A 14,499-nucleotide genomic window follows, 5' to 3' on the forward strand; every position below is an offset into this window, starting at 1 on the left:
GCTTATCCTCTTTTAGCCACGTGGCGTTTTATGTCGTTTCGAAAATCTACCCGTATCAATAAATATATTAGCGAGAGTGGGATGTGCTCTCGCCGTGAAGCCGACCGCTTTGTGGAGCAGGGCAACGTGTGGATAAACGGTCGCCGCGCGACCACCGGTGATCAAGTGGTGGCAGGGGACTTGGTTAAAGTAAACGGTCAGGAGATCGAGCCTCAGGAAGAGGAGGATCTGGTGCTGATCGCGCTGAACAAACCGGTGGGCATTGTTAGCACCACCGAATCCAGCGAAAAGGACAATATCGTCGAGTTTGTGAAGCATGGCGTGCGTATTTTCCCCATTGGGCGGCTCGATAAAGACTCCCAGGGGCTGATTTTCTTAACCAATAACGGCGATCTGGTTAATAAGATTCTGCGCGCCAATAACAACCACGAAAAAGAGTACCAGGTGACGGTGAACAAGCCGATCACCGACGAGTTTATCGAGGGCATGCAGAGTGGCGTGCCGATTCTTGGCAAGGTGACCAAGCGCTGCAAGGTACAAAAAGAGTCCACCTTTGTATTCACCATTACCCTGGTGCAGGGGCTCAATCGGCAAATTCGCCGTATGTGCGAATACTTCGGCTACGAGGTTACCCAGCTTATTCGCACGCGTATTATGAATGTATCCCTCAAAGGCTTGGCCCTGGGCGACTGGCGCGATCTCACGCCTAAAGAGATCGATACTATTATCGCCCTGACCGAACGCTCAGAGGCGTCACCCGAGAAGAAAAGTAAAGCTAAGCCGGAAAGACCCAACTACAGCTCAGGCGCAGGAAAGCCTTCCGCGAAAGGGCGCCCGGCCAAAGCGGGCGCGAAGTCGGCTGGTGCCAAGGCCGCCGGGGCTAAACCGCTTCCCAAAGGTAAAAAAGCCGCCAGCGGAAAAGTCAGTGGAAAAACAGGTACCGGCCCGAATGGCAGCGCGCCAGGTAAGCCGCATCCCAAGGGCGGTAAAGCCCCCGGTAAGCCTGGTGTTAAAAGTAAGCCCGGTGTTAAAAGCAAGCCTGGTGCTAAAGGTAAGCCTGTTGGTAAAGGCCGCGGTAAGCCGGCGGTGGGCGGCAAACCTTCTCAGCGACGCAAGTAGCTCCTAAACCTTCAAGAGTCTTCACTGTGATTCCATTCGTCGCCTTTTACGCTGTAGTAAGCGTTATCGCTTATATCACTTACGCTATCGATAAAAAGGCGGCGATTAAAAACCGCCGTCGGGTGAGTGAGAAGTCGCTACATCTGCTTGGGGTAGTGGGTGGCTGGCCGGGTGCGCTACTGGCCCAACAGCAGCTGAGACATAAAACCCAGAAAACCACCTTTCAAGTTACGTTCTGGCTGACGGTTGTCGTAAATCTGGCCTGCGCAGGGTGGCTAATGGTTTCATTGAGTCTCATTTAGCCACCCTATGCTGGGTGCCTACGCTGTGGCGTGATCGTCGGGCGCAAAAAGAAAATTAGCGATTAGCTCTTTACCACCTTCGGTGGCAAACGATTCCGGGTGGAACTGGATCCCGTGAATCGGGTACTGCCTATGCTTAACGCCCATCAGTTCGAATTCACCCAATGCCTGCCAGCGGCTGCGCTGCTCAAAGCTATCGGCTGCAAGTGCGCCTACGGTGGCGGTCACTTCCAGGCATTCGGGCAGGGTGGTCGCATCGGCAATTAGCGAGTGGTAGCGCATTACTTCAAGCTGGTCGGGCACGCCGTTAAACACCGAGGCGTTATTGTGGTTGATCGGGCTGATCTTGCCATGCATCGGCAGCGGCGCTTTCACCACCTTGCCGCCAAATACATGCACAATGCCCTGCATACCCAGGCACACTCCAAGCAGCGGGGTAGTCTTGCCCAGTTTCTCGATCACTTCAGCGCACACGCCAAAGTAGCGCGGGTCATCCGGCGAGCCGGGGCCGGGGGAGATGATAATACGATCCGGTGCCATGGCTTCGATGGCGTTGAAATCGATCTGATTATTGCGCTTAACGATAATCTCAAAATTAGCCAGCCCGCCGCGATTCTTCTCTGTGGTTAGAATCTCACCAATAAACTGATAGAGGTTATAGGTGAAGGAGTCGTAATTATCGATAATAAGTACCTTCATGCTGGGCTCTCCATGTCCGTCTCCATAAAGGGGGCAAGGGCTTTGCGCGTACCGGCAAACTTGCGGCGGATCTCCTCGTACTCATCGGCGGCGTTGCTATCAAACACATTGCCGCCACAGGTTTGCACGTAGGCACGCTCGCCGTTCACAAACACGGTGCGAATCGGAATCGCAAAGGTGCAGTCGCCGTTAAACGAGAACTGACCCACGGCGCCGCCGTAGGGGCCGCGCCCATCGGTTTCCAAATCATCAATAATCTTCATCGCCTCGATTTTGGGTGCGCCGGTGAGCGTGCCCGCGGGGAAGTTGCTGGCCAGCGCGGTAAACATATCTTCACCTTCGGCGATAATGCCGACGATCTCGCTAGAGATATGCTGAACGTGGCTAAAGCGCTTGATATCCATCAGGCTACGTACTTTCACAGTGCCAAACTGCGCCACCCGGCCAATATCATTGCGGTGTAGATCCACAATCATGTTGTGCTCGGCGATCTCTTTGGGATCGTTAAGCAGCGCGCGGGCTAGCTTGGTATCTTCCTGGGGCGTCTGTCCCCGGGTGGTTGTACCCGCCAGAGGGAAAGTTTCCATCTCGCCCTGGCGCAGCCGGAACAAAAGCTCCGGGCTTGCTCCGATCAGCTTCTGCTCGCCGAATTTGACGTAGTACATCTGTGGTGAAGGGTTAATGGTGCGTAGCTGGTCATACAGCGCCAAGGTATCGCCTTTAATACGGAAGCGTTTTTTAAAGCCGACTTCACACTGGAACACCTTACCGTCGATAATATCCTGCTTCACCTTGGCCACCGCCTCGGCGTGCTCTGCCTGGCTCATGGTGTCGCCCAGCGCGGTGATTTGCAGCGGGCCTGCTGGCTCGTCGTCTGCATTGATCAGCGTCTGCAGAAAGTCATAGCGGCTGTTGTCGTAGTAGAAGTAGGTGACTTCCCCGGTCATCTTGTCGAGAATCAGGCCATCTTTGTAGAGCCCGAAGCGGAAGGTATCGAAATCATCGCTGGCTTTTAACGTAAGCGATGGCTCGAAGTACTGCATGGCATCGTACCCGAGATAACCGCTTAGCCCGCCAGCGTACTTGCGGGAAATAATATTCTGCGGGATCAGGCTACGTAGCAGTTCGTACGGGTTGTCGCTGGGGTAGTGGTTGGCATTGCCGTCGCGGTCTTCAATGGTCAGCGTGTTGCCATTGGCGTAGAGCGTGAACTCGGGGTCGAAGCCGATAATTGAGTGGCGCGCCATATGGCTATCTTCGCCCAATGACTCCAGCATGTAGCAGGTATCAAACTGTCGCTCGATTTTTTGAAATAGGGCAAAGAAGTCGCAGTCCGCCGCCAAGGTCACATAGTGAGGTTTGCGCGGCAGCGTAAATGGCTGCGGGCCTGATGAGGCATGTGTATTGGCAGTGGTCATGATGCATCATTCCGTGAAGAAGGGCTTGAAGAGGGTAACGTGGTCAGCGCGCGGGAACCCCGTGAAACCGTAGCAATGCCCACGCCCAGGGTTTCGGCAATTTTGCGGTGGGGCACACCTTCACGCAGCAGCTTAAAAATTTGTAGGCGTTTACTGATTTCTTGGTACTCTGCTGGCGTTAGCAGGCTCGCCAGCGCTCTATCCATTGCTTCAGGTGAATCAATGGAGAGTAGGTGGTCGATTAGCTCAGCCTGATAGTGGCCGTTTGAAGGCATAGTTCGCTACCGAGTAATTAGTGATGTACTAACGTACTAGTACGCTACCTGATTGCTCTGGGAAGTCAAGCAGCGCCTGTCAATTTAAGGGAACCCGATGACCAGTTATTTCATTCAAGCCTTTATTTATCTTGTTGCCGCGGTGATCGCGGTACCTCTGGCCAAGCGTTTTGGGCTGGGGTCGGTGCTGGGTTACTTGGTCGCCGGGGTAGTGATTGGGCCAATCCTGGGGCTGGTGGGGCAGGAGACCACCACCATTCAGCACTTTGCCGAGTTTGGCGTGGTGATGATGCTGTTTTTGGTCGGCATGGAGCTTGACCCCAAGGGCCTTTGGGCGATGCGGGTTCGGCTGATCGGTCTGGGCGGGCTGCAGGTAGTGCTCACGGCGACCGCTGGTACCGCTATCGTTTGGTGGCTGGGGCTTGTCTGGCAAACCGCCCTGGCGGTGGGGCTGATTTTTGCGCTCTCCTCCACGGCGATTGTGCTGCAAACACTCAATGAGAAGGGGCTTGCCAAAACGGAGGGTGGTCGCAGCGCTTTCTCGGTGCTGCTGTTTCAGGATATTGCGGTGATCCCCATGCTGGCGCTGATCCCGCTTCTAGCGCTGCCTGAATTAATGGGGGCGGGCGGTGATGATGGCCACGCCAGCTTAAGCCTGGTAGCCCACTTGCCCGGCTGGGCGCACGCCTTAGTGGTCGTGGGTGCCATCGTGAGTGTCATCGCTGGCGGCTACTACTTAATGCCGCTGCTGTTTCGCTATGTAATTGGCTCTGGCCTGCGTGAAGTGTTTACCGCTACAGCGTTGATGCTGGTGATTGGCATCGCCGCCCTGATGAGTGTGGTCAATTTATCCCCCGCCCTGGGGGCCTTCCTGGCGGGGGTGGTGCTCGCCAACAGTGAATTTAAGCACGAGCTGGAAGCCAATATTGAGCCCTTTAAAGGACTACTACTGGGGCTGTTTTTTATTACCGTAGGGGCGGGTATCAACTTCTCGGTGTTAGCCGCAGAGTGGGGCACGGTGCTATCGTTAGGCGTGGCGGTTATCGTTGTTAAAGGAGTGATTCTGCTGGGCTTGGCGCTGCTATTTCGGGTGCATGGGAGCAACGGTTGGCTATTCACTTTAAGCCTTGCCCAAGCCGGTGAATTCGGCTTTGTGCTGCTAACCTATAGCGTTCAAAACAACGTGATTCCTACTGATATCTCTCAGGTTCTCTCACTGGTGGTGGCGCTATCGATGTTCTTAACGCCGTTGCTATTTATTGCCTATGACCGGCTGGTGCTACCGCGCTACCTTATCGCTAAAAACGATGATCGCGAAGCCGATGCTATTGAGGAGCAGGCACCGGTGATCGTTGCGGGGGTAGGGCGGTTTGGACAAATTATCTGCCGCTTGCTGCGCGCCAATAATATCCCCATCGTGGCGCTGGATCTGGAGATTGAGCAGATCGAGAACCTGCGCAAAATTAACATCAAAAGCTACTTTGGCGATGCCAGTCGCTCCGACTTGCTAGAGACCGCAGGGATCGAGCACGCCCGATTACTGGTTATCGCGTTAGACGATCGTGAGCGTGCCGTGCAGATGGTTAAGCATGTGAAGCATGCCTACCCTCAAGTGTGGGTGCTGGCCCGTGCATTCGACCGTGGGCATGGCTATCAGCTACGTGACGCGGGTGCCGACGACGTTATCAGTGAAACCTATCATTCAGCGCTGGAACTGGGCGGACACGCACTGACTGCCATGGGCGTGCACCCCATGCGCGCTAAGCAGATGACCTGGGCCTTTGTACAGAACGAAGATGCCCATGAGGATGAACTGTTTGAAGCCTGGAAAGAGATCGAAGAGGGCATTAGCTTCAGCCCCCGCTATGGTGAGCTATTTATGAAGCTGGAAGAATCGCTGAACAACGCAATGCAGCAGGATTGGCCAGAGCCGCAACAGGAAGATGTGCCTATTTGGACACCGCCAGACCAACATCGCGATGCAGTTTAAAAAGGAAGATGCAGCGAGGCGCTTAGCATATTGAGGTGGCTGAGGGTTGGGGCGTCGATGCGTTCGTACTCTAGGCGGCTGACGAGTCGGTTAATCGTTACCGTGGCGCCGAAACCTTGCAGCAATGCGGTACCGCTTTCATCGGCGCCTTCCAGGTCGCTTTCACCGCGCCATTCTGTGATGCCGGACTTCGCATAGATGCTGAAAGCACCCATGCGAACTCCGGCAACGATGGCGCCACCTAAACTGAGTGTATCCATGATGAGCGGATTAACATCGGAAGAAGTGGAGATTTCGTCGCTTTCCCGGTAGGCAATTTCAGCGCCAATATCGATTTGGGGGAGGCGCCAGGGGCTGTAGCCTGCGGTTACACGAAAACCGCTGGTATAGTTATCAAGGCTTTGGAGATCGCTGCCTTCTAAGATAACGCCGTTATCCAGCTGCATGAGCTCGCTATTGGGGGCGGTATAGGCCATCACCGGCGGAGTGTCGTCGGCATAGCTGCTAAACCAGGGAACAGAGCAGCAGATCAGGGTGCTTGCCAAGCGTTTGATTGGCATTTCTCGTACACCTATCGGTTCATACCCAAATATTGTTGTATAGCCATGGGTAGAGAGGAAAAAGCAATTCTATTCAGGTTAGCAACTGGCTTGGATTTCCACCACTTTAATTGCGCCCTGGGCTAGGTTATCGACTAAATTTTTACCCATAGTGATAAAGCGCTCGCCAAATACCCACTGGGGGGACAGCACCGCTTGGTGTGGCGCTTGCTCTTTTTGACGTTGCCGCTGGCGCCACGCCAAGGCCATTTCGCTCCAGTCGTCCACGTGTTCAAGTTGAAAGCCGCCCATTTTCAGCAATCCAGTCAGCTCAACCAAGGTAAGTAGATGGGAGTGCTTGGCGGAGGCTGCCCAAGGCACTGGGTAGCGAAGTTGTGTCACGCTGGGGCCGCTGACGACTTCGTGCATCACTATCTGCCCGCCTGGGCGTAGAACACGGTGGCTTTCAGCGATTACCACGGGAACATCGGGCATATTCATTAGACTGTGCTGAAACAGCACAGCATCAAAGCTATTATCCGCAAAGGGCAGAGCGCTAGCATCGCCCGTTACCCAGGCAAGCGGTGGGGAGTCTGGCTGACTGACCCGTAAGCTCAGCGATTTATTGAGCGCACTAAAACCGTGGGTGATATCCAGCCCCGTCATTTGAAAACCAAGTGAAGCACCCTGGCGCATTAGCCCGCCCAGCCCAGCGCCAATATCCAGCACCTTACCGTGGGTGTCAGGATTGAGCCGTTTCAGCAGCCTTGTGGAAGCCGCTACACCGCCAATATGCAGCTGATCCAAGGGAGCCAGTTGATGCAGCGTGGGGCCTGCGGGGTAGTGGCTATCAATCTGCGCCAATACCTCATCAGCGCGCAGGGCGCGCTGATAATGGTCTGCCAAATGGCTGGAGTCGGTCATCGCCCGTTATGACTCTTGATCCGAGCCTGCTTCTGGATCTAAACCTAGCTCCTGAATCGAAATTTCGCGCATTTTGAATTTCTGAATCTTGCCGGTGACGGTCATCGGAAATTCGTCGACGAACTTGAAGTAGCGTGGGATTTTGAAGTGAGTGATTTTACCTTTGCAGTACTCGCGCAGCTCTTCACCGGTGACATCACCCGCGGTGCTGTTGAGCTTCACCCAGGCAATCAGCTCTTCACCATACTTCTTATCGGGGACGCCGGTGACCTGCACTTCTGAAATCGCCGGATGGGCGTAGAGAAACTCCTCGATCTCTTTGGGATAGACGTTTTCGCCGCCGCGAATGACCATATCTTTGATACGGCCAACGATCTGGATGTAGCCCTCTTCATCCATGGTGGCCAGGTCGCCGGTGTGCATCCAGCCCGCTTCGTCAATCGCCTCGGCGGTAGCTTTGTCGTTATTCCAGTACTTGAGCATCACGCTGTAGCCGCGGGTACACAGCTCGCCTATTTCACCACGTGGCAAGATACCGCCGTTACCGGGGTCGACGATTTTGCTTTCCAGGTGCGGCTGGGTACGGCCCACGGTGGAAACGCGTTTCTCAATGCTGTCGTTGGCACCCGTTTGGGTGGATACCGGGCTGGTTTCAGTCATGCCGTAGGCGATCTGTACGCCTTTCATGTTCATCTTGTTGATCACCTGCTTCATGATTTCCGCAGGGCAGATCGAGCCCGCCATAATCCCGGTGCGCAGTGTGGAGAAGTCAGTGCTAGCAAAGCCCTCGTGTTCAAGCTCGGCGATAAACATGGTGGGCACGCCGTAGAGCGCGGTGGCTTTTTGCTCGTGAACCGCTTTAAGTACTTTGCCGGGATCGAAGCCCTCATCCGGGTAAATCATAGTGGCGCCATGGGTCATGCAGCCCAGGTTGCCCATGACCATGCCAAAGCAGTGATAGAGCGGTACAGGTATCACCAGGCGGTCTTCACTGGTAAAGCCCATGCTCTCCGCCACGAAGAAGCCGTTATTGAGAATGTTGTGGTGGGAAAGCGTCGCGCCCTTAGGAAAGCCCGTGGTGCCCGAGGTGTACTGAATATTGATCGCATCATCAAACTGCAGCGTTGCCTGCAGGTCGTCAACATCGGTTTGGCTAACCTTATTGGCTTCTTTCATCAGGTCAGACCAGCGCCACATGCCGCTCAGTTTTTCGCTGCTTAAATTAATAATGCACTCAAGGTCGGGCAGCTTTTGCGACTTCAGCTCGCCATCGTTACTGGCTTTTAACTCGGGTGCCAGCTCATACAGCATGGCGCTGTAGTCAGAGCTCTTGAAGCTGTTAGCGGTGACCAAGAAGCGCGCGCCGGATTGGTTTAGCGCGTACTCCAATTCGTGGGTGCGGTAAGAGGGGTTAATGTTGACCAGGATGGCGCCAATTTTGGCAGTGGCGAACTGAGTCAATGTCCATTCGCTGCAGTTGGGTGCCCAAATGGCCACACGGTCGCCTTTATTGACGCCGATGGAGAGCAGCGCACGGGCACAGCGGTTGACCTCTTCCTGGAGCTGGCGATAGCTCCAGTGAATGTTCTGATGCAGTACAATCAGCGCGTCATTATCAGCATATTGCGTCGCGATTTGGTCAAATTTATCGCCGATCGTCATGCCAAGAAGCGGCTTGTCAGCCATGCTGCTGGAGTAACTGGGTTGTGTAAGAGCAGGTGATGCCATGATGTATCTCTCCGATATTTTTCTTGTCCGAACGGGAAGGCAGGGGATAACTCGCTGCTTTTAATTTTTATTATTAACGTATCATTTAACGGCTAGCGCCTTTTGCCAGGGCCACCTTGGAGCTGGGCTTGCGGCCTAGCTCGTGGGTGATCCAGTAGCCGGTTTCGATCACGGCCTGTAGGTCGATGCCCGTTTCAATCCCCAGCCCTTCCAGCAGATAGAGTACGTCTTCAGTGGCTACGTTGCCGGAAGCGCCCTTGGCATAGGGGCAGCCGCCAAGCCCCGCGGTAGCGGCATCAATAACGCTAACGCCTTCTTCTAGGACGGCATAAAGATTGGCCAGCGCCATGCCGTAGGTGTCGTGGAAGTGAGCGGCCAGAAACTCAATGGGCACCTGTTGGCGCGTCGTCTCAATCATGCGTTTAGCAGCCAGCGGCGTGCCGACACCAATGGTATCGCCCAGGGACACCTCGTAGCAGCCCATCTCATAAAGCGCCTTGGCCACTTCAACCACTTTGGCGGGGGCTATCTCGCCTTCGTAGGGGCAGCCCAATACGCAAGAGACGTAGCCGCGAACGCGCACGCCAGCTTCTCGGGCGCGCTCTAACACCGGCTCAAAGCGGGTCAGTGATTCAGCAATGGAGCAGTTAATGTTCTTTTGTGAAAAAGCCTCAGACGCCGCACCAAATACCGCGACCTCCTCAACGCCCACAGTTAGCGCGTTTTCGAGCCCTTTTAGGTTGGGCGTCAGCGCGGAGTACACCACGCCTGGCTGGCGTGTGATGCCCGCCATGACCTCAACGGCGTCGCCCATTTGTGGCACCCATTTGGGTGATACAAAGCTGGCGGCTTCGATATGGGTGATACCTGCTTTAGCAAGCCGCTCGATCAGAGCAATCTTAGTCCCGGTGGGCACAATGGCCCCCGGCTCATTTTGCAGGCCGTCACGGGGCGACATTTCAAACAGCTTTACAGAGGTAGGCAATGGCATCAGTGACTCCTATTCGTTGGCCGCAAAGTCGAGCAGTATGGCGCCTTGGCTGACGGTGTCGCCGGCCTGGAAGTGGAACGTCTCCACGCTGCCATCGGCGGGGGCGGTCATGGTGTGCTCCATTTTCATGGCTTCCATGACCATTAGCGGCATGCCTTTTTCGACGACAGCGCCAGGCTCTACCAGCAATGCAACCACCGTGCCATTCATGGGCGCCGTCAGCGTAGACTCTGCTTCGTGGTGACCATGATCAATGGCATCAATGCGCCGCCAGAACAGGCGGGTTTCACCGCTTGGGTCGGCCATGACCACTACATGACCATCGCGCCGCGCCTGCAAGCGACGGCGGTGGCCATTCAAGGTAACCGCTACCGCATCGCCGGTGAGCGGCTGCAAACTCGCGGTAAGGGTTTCATAACCAATGGTGAGATTCCAAAGCGATTCGCCCGCGCTGCGTTTACCTTCAACAATCACCACCGCTTCATCGCTGTCCGGCGCTTGCGCACTTGACGGGTCACACAGGGCAATGCGAATAGTGTGCGGCGCGTTGAGGCGAAAGCCGTCGTGGCGATCCCAGGGCGAGTCGCTTTCGCACTCCTGGGCAAGTTGGTTCAGGCCAATCAGCGCGGCACTCGCGTACGCTTCCATGCTGTAAGTGCGGGGAGCAAACAGCGTAGCTTCGTTGCGTTCTATAAAGCGGGTATCCAGCTCCACGTTCTTAAAACCGGGATGAGTCGCCAGGCGCATTAAGAAGGCGCGGTTAGTCACGACTCCTTGGACATCTAAAGCTGCCAGCGCACGATTAAGGGTAGCCAGCGCGGCATCACGATCGGCGCCGTGAACGATTAGCTTGGCGAGCATTGGGTCGTAGTGCATCGACACCGTATCGCCGCTCTCTACGCCGCTATCCAAGCGTACCTGATCAGCACTCAGACCCGCGCCTTCCAAATCCAGTGCAAAGCGAGTGAGCAGGCCGGTAGCGGGCAGGAAATCCTGATCCGGGTCTTCGGCGTAGATACGCGCTTCAAAGCTATGGCCGGTAATCGTCAGCTCATCTTGAGAGCAGGGCAGTGGTTCGCCCATGGCGACGCGCAACTGCCACTCGACCAAATCCTGGCCGGTGATCATCTCAGTGACGGGATGTTCGACCTGGAGGCGAGTGTTCATCTCCATAAAGTAGAACGAACCATCAATGTCTAAAAGAAACTCGACGGTTCCCGCGCCCACATAGCCGATCTCCTGGGCGGCGCGTACGGCAGCATCGCCCATGGCGCTACGCAGCTCCGCCGTCATGCCGGGGGCCGGGGCTTCTTCGATCACTTTTTGATGGCGACGCTGAACGCTACAATCTCGCTCGAACAGGTAAACGCCGTTGCCGTGGCGGTCGCAGAATACCTGCACTTCCACATGGCGGGGCTGCACCAGATACTTCTCGATCAGCATCCGGTCATCACTAAAAGCGGCTTTGGATTCACGGCGGCAGCCATCTAATGCGGCTTGAAAACTATCGCCAGATTCAACCACGCGCATGCCTTTACCACCGCCACCGGCGCTGGCTTTGAGCATCACCGGGTAGCCAATTTTGTCGGCTTCGCTGCGCAGCAGAGCGTCGTTCTGGTCATCGCCGTGATAGCCCGGCACCAGCGGCACGCCCGCATTGGCCATGCGCGCCTTAGCGGCTGATTTGTCACCCATGGCGGCAATCGCCGAGGCAGGTGGGCCGACAAAGGTAATGCCTGCTTCTTCAAGGGCTTTGACGAAGCTGCCATTTTCGGAAAGAAAGCCGTAACCGGGGTGAATCGCGCCGGTGCCGGTGCGCTTGGCAGCTTCGATCACCGCATCGATATTGAGATAGCTTTCCCGGGCAGCGGCAGGGCCTAGGCGCACGGCCTCGTCGGCTTCACGCACGTGGCGTGCGCTGGCATCGGCGTCGGAGTAAACCGCCACGGTTTTCAGGCCCATACGGCGGGCAGTGCGCATGACGCGGCAGGCGATTTCACCGCGGTTGGCGACTAAAAGCGTGTCAAAAGGCGTCGTGCGAGCGGCTTTTTCGTGTTTTTTCATGAGCGACGCTCCGAAGCGTGGGGTGTGTTATTAGAATCGGCCCAGACGGGGCGGCGCTTTTCAAAGAAACTGGATAAACCCTCTTGCCCTTCTTGGCTTACTCGCAGCTTGGCGATCACCTGACAGGTATGTTCGCGGGTGGCGTCACTGTCAGGCGCTTGAGCGACCGAGGCCATCAGCGCCTTGGTGGCGCGCTGGGCTTGGGGTGAGCCGGCTAACAGAGTGGCCAGCATGGCGTCCACTTCGTCGTCTAGCTTATCGTGCTCCACCACCAGATGGACTAAACCCAGCGCGAGCGCTATTTCGTCGTCCATGACTTCGGCGGTTAACGCATAGCGCCGCATCTGGCGCTCGCCCAGGGCCCGCTGCACGTAGGGGCTGATGACCGCGGGCGATAAGCCAATTTTGACTTCCGAAAGGCAGAATTTGGCTTTGCCCGAGGCGATCACTACATCGCAGCAAGCGGCCAAACCCACCGCGCCGCCAAAGGCGGCGCCTTGCACACGGCAGACGGTAGGGCAGGGCAGTGTATCCAGGCCGTGCATTAGCGCGGCGAGCTTGCGGGAATCGGCGAGGTTATCTTCCAGGTCGTAATCGACCATGCGCTTCATCCAGTTCAGATCGGCACCGGCCGAGAAGCTTTTGCCTTCTGAACCCAGCACTACCGCGCGCACATCGCCTGATTCGGCCAACGTATGCAACTGGTCAAGGTGCGCGTTTAGTTCAGCGATCAGGCTGTCGTCAAAAGCGTTATGCACCTCGGGGCGGTTTAAGGTCAGGCGCGCCACACCCTCTTCTATAGTCAGTGTTGAGTAAGCCATGGTAAGACCCCCTTACATCCGGAACACGCCGAAGCGTGTCTCTTCGATTTCTGCGTTCATCGCGGCAGCTAAAGAAAGCCCTAACACATCGCGGGTTTGCAGCGGATCAATCACGCCGTCGTCCCATAATCGGGCGCTGGCGTAGTAGGGGTGGCCCTGATGCTCGTACTGGTCGCGAGTGGGCTGCTTAAAGGCTTCTTCGTCCGCTTTGCTCCACTCGCGGCCTTCGCGCTCATGCTGCTCGCGCTTAACCTGGGCCAGCACGCCCGCCGCCTGCTCGCCGCCCATCACTGAAATGCGCGCGTTGGGCCACATAAACAGCAGGTTGGGGTCGTAAGCGCGGCCACACATACCGTAGTTACCGGCGCCGAAGCTGCCGCCAATCAGAACGGTGTATTTGGGCACCTTCGCACAGGCCACGGCGGTGACCAACTTGGCGCCGTGCTTGGCAATGCCTTCGTGTTCGTACTTGGAGCCGACCATAAAGCCGGTGATGTTCTGCAGAAATATCAGCGGAATCTTGCGTTGGGCACAGAGCTCGATAAAGTGCGCGCCTTTCACGGCGCTTTCGGAAAACAGTACGCCGTTGTTGGCCACGATCCCCACCGGGTAGCCATGGATATGCGCAAAGCCGGTGACCAAGGTTTCACCGTAGTAGCGCTTGAACTCGTCAAAGTCGGAGTCATCGACGATGCGGCCAATGACTTCACGAACGTCGTAGGGCTTTTTCAGGTCGGTGCCGACAATCCCATACAGTTCAGCAGGGTCGAGCTTTGGTGGCTTGGGCGCCTGCATGGCGAGTTTGCCACGCTTTTGCCAGTTCAGCCGCGACACACAGGTGCGGGCTAGCTGCAGCGCATGGGCATCGTTTTCAGCGTAGTGGTCGGCGACACCGCTGACCTTGGCGTGAACATCTGCCCCGCCCAGGTCTTCAGCGCTAATGCTTTCACCGGTGGCGGCTTTCACCAAGGGCGGGCCACCCAGGAAAATCGTGCCCTGCTCTTTAACGATAATCGACTCATCCGCCATGGCAGGTACGTAAGCGCCGCCCGCGGTGCAGGAGCCCATTACCACGGCAATTTGCGGAATGCCTTCCGCCGACATGGTCGCCTGGTTATAGAAGATGCGCCCGAAGTGGTCGCGGTCGGGGAATACTTCATCTTGGCGGGGTAGGAAAGCACCGCCAGAATCGACCAAATAGATACACGGCAGACGATGCTTGCGGGCAATCTCCTGGGCGCGAATATGTTTTTTCACCGTGAGGGGAAAGTAGGTACCGCCTTTCACCGTGGCGTCGTTAGCGACGATCACGCACTCCACGCCGGAAACACGGCCAATACCGGTGACCACCCCAGCGGCAGGGATCTCGCTATCGTATATTTTGTGCGCCGCAAGGGCGGAAAACTCTAAAAACGGCGAGCCTTCATCAATCAAGTGATCGATGCGGTCGCGGACAAACAGCTTGCCCCGGCTTTCGTGGCGTTCGCGGGCTTTGGCACCGCCACCCTGGGCGACGGCAGCGGTCAGTTCCCGCAGTTTGTTCACTTCACCGAGCATTGAGGCTTCGTTGGTTTGAAACACATCGCTGCGCGGATTGACTTGGCTATTCACAGTGCTCATGGCGCGACC

The 14,499-nt window shown here is 56.3% G+C and carries 13 protein-coding genes; 3 read left to right on the forward strand and 10 right to left on the reverse strand.

Features of this window, described 5'->3' with window-relative positions; translation table 11 throughout:
- The first annotated feature begins 30 nt into the window (after positions 1 to 30).
- Positions 31 to 1,119, forward strand: coding sequence for a 23S rRNA pseudouridine(2604) synthase RluF (gene rluF, locus KF947_RS20610; RefSeq protein WP_223288867.1), 1,089 nt, complete (start codon positions 31 to 33; stop codon positions 1,117 to 1,119).
- A gap of 26 nt (positions 1,120 to 1,145) precedes the next feature.
- Complete coding sequence (locus KF947_RS20615; RefSeq protein ID WP_133730544.1) at positions 1,146 to 1,421, forward strand: DUF1294 domain-containing protein; 276 nt, start codon at positions 1,146 to 1,148, stop codon at positions 1,419 to 1,421.
- A gap of 18 nt (positions 1,422 to 1,439) precedes the next feature.
- Here KF947_RS20615 and KF947_RS20620 read toward each other — a convergent pair whose 3' ends face one another.
- From KF947_RS20620 to KF947_RS20630, 3 genes are read right to left on the reverse strand one after another with little or no spacing between them, the layout of a single operon-like run.
- On the reverse strand, positions 1,440 to 2,120 hold the full coding sequence (locus KF947_RS20620; RefSeq protein ID WP_227404964.1) for an anthranilate synthase component II: 681 nt from the start codon (positions 2,118 to 2,120) through the stop codon (positions 1,440 to 1,442).
- Positions 2,117 to 3,538 carry an anthranilate synthase component I family protein gene (locus KF947_RS20625; RefSeq protein WP_227404965.1) on the reverse strand — a complete coding sequence of 474 codons (1,422 nt, stop codon included), beginning with the start codon at positions 3,536 to 3,538 and terminating at the stop codon, positions 2,117 to 2,119. Before KF947_RS20625 ends, KF947_RS20620 begins: the two co-directional genes overlap by 4 nt.
- Positions 3,535 to 3,813, reverse strand: a complete 279-nt coding sequence (locus KF947_RS20630) for a Trp family transcriptional regulator (RefSeq protein WP_027959142.1) — start codon at positions 3,811 to 3,813, stop codon at positions 3,535 to 3,537. Before KF947_RS20630 ends, KF947_RS20625 begins: the two co-directional genes overlap by 4 nt.
- Before the next feature lie 97 nt (positions 3,814 to 3,910).
- Between KF947_RS20630 and KF947_RS20635 the strand changes: the two genes are divergently transcribed.
- A complete protein-coding gene (locus KF947_RS20635; protein ID WP_227404966.1) occupies positions 3,911 to 5,803 on the forward strand; it encodes a monovalent cation:proton antiporter-2 (CPA2) family protein in 1,893 nt (630 codons plus the stop codon).
- Here the strand turns inward: KF947_RS20635 and KF947_RS20640 are convergent.
- The 7 genes from KF947_RS20640 to KF947_RS20670 form a co-directional block, all read right to left on the reverse strand.
- Positions 5,800 to 6,363, reverse strand: coding sequence for a hypothetical protein (locus KF947_RS20640; protein WP_133730548.1), 564 nt, complete (start codon positions 6,361 to 6,363; stop codon positions 5,800 to 5,802). The genes KF947_RS20635 and KF947_RS20640 overlap by 4 nt on opposite strands.
- 78 nt (positions 6,364 to 6,441) lie before the next feature.
- On the reverse strand, positions 6,442 to 7,266 hold the full coding sequence (locus KF947_RS20645; protein WP_133730549.1) for a class I SAM-dependent methyltransferase: 825 nt from the start codon (positions 7,264 to 7,266) through the stop codon (positions 6,442 to 6,444).
- 6 nt (positions 7,267 to 7,272) lie between these two features.
- The gene (locus tag KF947_RS20650; RefSeq protein WP_227404967.1) at positions 7,273 to 8,994 is read right to left on the reverse strand and encodes an AMP-binding protein; all 1,722 of its coding nucleotides are present in this window, start codon (positions 8,992 to 8,994) and stop codon (positions 7,273 to 7,275) included.
- Positions 8,995 to 9,079: 85 nt separating this feature from the next.
- Entirely contained in the window at positions 9,080 to 9,985 is a 906-nt protein-coding gene (locus KF947_RS20655) for a hydroxymethylglutaryl-CoA lyase (protein ID WP_227404968.1), read from the reverse strand.
- Between the two features lie 9 nt (positions 9,986 to 9,994).
- Complete coding sequence (locus KF947_RS20660) at positions 9,995 to 12,049, reverse strand: acetyl/propionyl/methylcrotonyl-CoA carboxylase subunit alpha (RefSeq protein ID WP_227404969.1); 2,055 nt, start codon at positions 12,047 to 12,049, stop codon at positions 9,995 to 9,997.
- Complete coding sequence (locus KF947_RS20665) at positions 12,046 to 12,870, reverse strand: enoyl-CoA hydratase/isomerase family protein (RefSeq protein WP_227404970.1); 825 nt, start codon at positions 12,868 to 12,870, stop codon at positions 12,046 to 12,048. The genes KF947_RS20660 and KF947_RS20665 overlap by 4 nt, the downstream gene beginning before the upstream one ends.
- Positions 12,871 to 12,882: 12 nt before the next feature.
- Complete coding sequence (locus KF947_RS20670) at positions 12,883 to 14,490, reverse strand: carboxyl transferase domain-containing protein (protein WP_227404971.1); 1,608 nt, start codon at positions 14,488 to 14,490, stop codon at positions 12,883 to 12,885.
- Between the last annotated feature and the right edge of the window lie 9 nt (positions 14,491 to 14,499).

Origin of the sequence: Halomonas sp. FeN2 (assembly GCF_020595105.1) — a bacterium.
Classification (GTDB): domain Bacteria; phylum Pseudomonadota; class Gammaproteobacteria; order Pseudomonadales; family Halomonadaceae; genus Vreelandella; species Vreelandella neptunia.

Bases quoted from the DNA above. Each gene is read 5' to 3' on its own strand.
- KF947_RS20665 (WP_227404970.1), bottom strand. From the start codon at position 12,870: ATGGCTTACTCAACACTGACTATAGAAGAGGGTGTGGCGCGCCTGACC.
- KF947_RS20620 (WP_227404964.1), bottom strand. From the start codon at position 2,120: ATGAAGGTACTTATTATCGATAATTACGACTCCTTCACCTATAACCTC.
- KF947_RS20635 (WP_227404966.1), top strand. From the start codon at position 3,911: ATGACCAGTTATTTCATTCAAGCCTTTATTTATCTTGTTGCCGCGGTG.
- KF947_RS20650 (WP_227404967.1), bottom strand. From the start codon at position 8,994: ATGGCATCACCTGCTCTTACACAACCCAGTTACTCCAGCAGCATGGCT.
- KF947_RS20625 (WP_227404965.1), bottom strand. From the start codon at position 3,538: ATGACCACTGCCAATACACATGCCTCATCAGGCCCGCAGCCATTTACG.
- rluF (WP_223288867.1), top strand. From the start codon at position 31: ATGTCGTTTCGAAAATCTACCCGTATCAATAAATATATTAGCGAGAGT.
- KF947_RS20630 (WP_027959142.1), bottom strand. From the start codon at position 3,813: ATGCCTTCAAACGGCCACTATCAGGCTGAGCTAATCGACCACCTACTC.
- KF947_RS20670 (WP_227404971.1), bottom strand. From the start codon at position 14,490: ATGAGCACTGTGAATAGCCAAGTCAATCCGCGCAGCGATGTGTTTCAA.
- KF947_RS20645 (WP_133730549.1), bottom strand. From the start codon at position 7,266: ATGACCGACTCCAGCCATTTGGCAGACCATTATCAGCGCGCCCTGCGC.
- KF947_RS20640 (WP_133730548.1), bottom strand. From the start codon at position 6,363: ATGCCAATCAAACGCTTGGCAAGCACCCTGATCTGCTGCTCTGTTCCC.
- KF947_RS20660 (WP_227404969.1), bottom strand. From the start codon at position 12,049: ATGAAAAAACACGAAAAAGCCGCTCGCACGACGCCTTTTGACACGCTT.
- KF947_RS20655 (WP_227404968.1), bottom strand. From the start codon at position 9,985: ATGCCATTGCCTACCTCTGTAAAGCTGTTTGAAATGTCGCCCCGTGAC.